Annotated in this window: 3 protein-coding genes; all 3 read left to right on the plus strand. The window is 36.2% G+C overall.

The genetic code is table 11. The features are described from left to right. Positions 1-759: 759 nt before the first annotated feature. From KXG62_RS34775 to KXG62_RS34475, 3 genes are read left to right on the plus strand one after another with little or no spacing between them, the layout of a single operon-like run. Positions 760-1281, plus strand: a complete 522-nt coding sequence (locus KXG62_RS34775) for an accessory gene regulator B family protein (protein ID WP_218096376.1) — start codon at positions 760-762, stop codon at positions 1279-1281. A gap of 1 nt (position 1282) precedes the next feature. Then, positions 1283-1963: a hypothetical protein gene (locus KXG62_RS33690; RefSeq protein ID WP_218096377.1), complete on the plus strand. Its 681-nt coding sequence runs from the start codon at positions 1283-1285 to the stop codon at positions 1961-1963. Positions 1964-1987: 24 nt separating this feature from the next. Beyond that, the gene (locus KXG62_RS34475; RefSeq protein WP_281427083.1) at positions 1988-2113 is read left to right on the plus strand and encodes a hypothetical protein; all 126 of its coding nucleotides are present in this window, start codon (positions 1988-1990) and stop codon (positions 2111-2113) included. The last annotated feature ends 331 nt before the right edge of the window (positions 2114-2444 follow it).

The raw sequence follows: 2444 nt of genomic DNA on the forward strand, positions 1-2444 counted from the left end.
TACGCTCTGATCGAAAATCGATGCATAGGATACATTCTCCACGACTGCCGCTTAAGCGTCAAAGTTGAAATACTGAGATTTAGTGAGAAAACAGGAGAAAACATTACTTTATAGTGGGAGGTAGACAGATGGAATCTTGCACACGAGAAGTTAAGAACTCACTCTCTAGTTGTACTGGATTCAGACCCATTAAAACCATTATGGTTTAATTGGGCCTTTTCTTTTATTAACTGTCCTTCTTTAACAGAACTAGATAGATTTTTTAGAGATGCAATCATTAGTGAAAAGTTAGGATTCCCAGATAAATATATTATTTTGACAGCTAGTGAGCAAGAATTACATCGGAGAAAGAGTGAGGATAAGAATCGTAGAAGACCAGAATTTGAACGATTATTTTGTATTAACCAACCTCGTATAAGATACTACGAATTTTTAAATGCTTTGATGCCAGGAATTGTTGAATGGATCGAAGCAGTCGATCTAGAAACGAATTATAAGTTGATAAACTCCTCTTTATTTGAGAGTCTTCCTAAGAAGAAATATCATGACGAAGAATACTTTACAAAGATTATTAACTGGATAGAAGAGAATGCTTTTTGAGGGTCTGTAAAATAAATCGTGTAACCTCTTAAACCGAGTCAAAGTAATTTGCCAATTCCAAACTGCGAAAGTTGAGTAATTTACTCAAACTCCATTGAACGACTATTCCCTTTAATGGTATATTGAAATAGGTAATATTAACTATTTCGAGGTAGAATCATGTCGATTGGGAGTTTAGCGCAATCACTTGCAGAAGCAATTGTAAAGAATTCAAGTAACCCTTCTGCTAATGTCAAGCAAATTAAACTGGGGCTTCATATTATTCTGAATTACTTGCTAGTATTCGTAACAGTGGCTATCGTTTCGGCATTACTAGACAACTTATTTAATGCCATAGTATCATTTTTCGCATTCGCTTTGTTGCGTTTTTTTAGCGGAAGCAGTTGGCATTTCAAGAATGATATTCACTGTTATCTGTTTTCTAGTGTTGCATTAACAGTAGTCCCTTTAATCAATTTACACAATGATTTGTTTGATCCGAATTACATATCCTTGCTTCTTATCATTATTTTTGCTCCAAGCTCAAGAAGGATTAAAAGAAAGTCGGTAAAAGGATTCGTTTTTAAATGTATCAGTTTATTAATAGTTATTTTTCACATATGTTCATTTAAAATCGATGCAGTTACAAGCATCTTTCTTTTACAATCGCTTTCTTTAATACCTTTTAGGAGGAGCATCTGAAGTGAATAATTTTTATTTTTTCATCTTTTCTACAATTGAATGGACCGCTCTTCTGACTTTGGTTTGCTCGGTTTTCTCAATTTCTATAATTTATAACAAGCTGCGAATCTTCTTGAGCGCTTTTGGTTTCACAACCCTTGCATTTATTATTACAAAGCTTGAACTACATGATTATAATATATTTATTCAAGTCCCTTTAGTTGTTTTACTCTTTATCTGGGTTTTTAAAGAAGGGATAAAGTATTCTATATTTATTTCTATAACAGGCTATATTTTTTACTTAACTGTACAGGGTGTTCTTACAACGATTTGTATGATGTATCAACTAGTGGGGCCTAATGATATACAACCTTTCACATTCAAAGGATTTATGTTGCAGCTAGCTACGTCTATGATCGTGTTTCTTATAAGTTATTACATAATAAAGAGTAGAGATGGATTTGTATTTAATTTTAGTAACGCATATAAGAAAAAGAAGAACTACAAATCGACTAAGCCGTATATTGCAGTTGCAATTATTACTTTTCTAATCACTGCAGTAACCTTCCCTGCTTTCTTTTACAAGTCGGGGTTAACAACTTTGTTTTTGATTACAACGGTTATTTGTGCTCTTAGTTTCTCAACACTTCTGTTTCTATCATTTAAAAGAAGTAGAGATGAAATTATTAGTTTTATTAATTGATTCCATAGGGAGGAGGTGATACCTATGTTGAAACGATTGATCGCTAATGTTTCTGCAAGAGTCGCTGAGTATGTTGCGAATAAGTTTATCGTTATGCAACCAGCTTGCGTCGGGCCTTTCTACGAACCAGAAGAACTGGATGAGAAGTAATCATTTTCATGATCCAAAGCTGTCCTTGAATCTTTTCTTGGGCAGCTTTGGATCAATACCAAGAATGATGAATTTGGTCTCGTGGCAAACAACCCTACGAGCCTAAGTCCTGACAAACCCGGTGCGACAGACCCGGACTAACCAGGTGTAGAACATGGACGCCTCTGGACACGCTATGCCCAAAAAGGCCCAAGAGGGCCTTTCCTGCAAGTGTGGCGTGCCCAGAAAGCACGCATCTTCTAGCCGGTGAAGGTCCGGTCGCGGGAGGGGCCAAGCCCCCGCGTAGCTAGGATACTTGCGTATGGCGAAATCTGTGCGTAAAAGCGTATCG

This window comes from Paenibacillus solanacearum (assembly GCF_910593845.1).
In the GTDB taxonomy this organism is placed as follows: Bacteria; Bacillota; Bacilli; order Paenibacillales; family NBRC-103111; genus Paenibacillus_G; species Paenibacillus_G solanacearum.

What these genes read in the sequence shown, in the direction of transcription:
- KXG62_RS34475 (WP_281427083.1), top strand. Translation starts at nt 1,988, where the DNA reads ATGTTGAAACGATTGATCGCTAATGTTTCTGCAAGAGTCGCTGAGTAT.
- KXG62_RS34775 (WP_218096376.1), top strand. Translation starts at nt 760, where the DNA reads ATGTCGATTGGGAGTTTAGCGCAATCACTTGCAGAAGCAATTGTAAAG.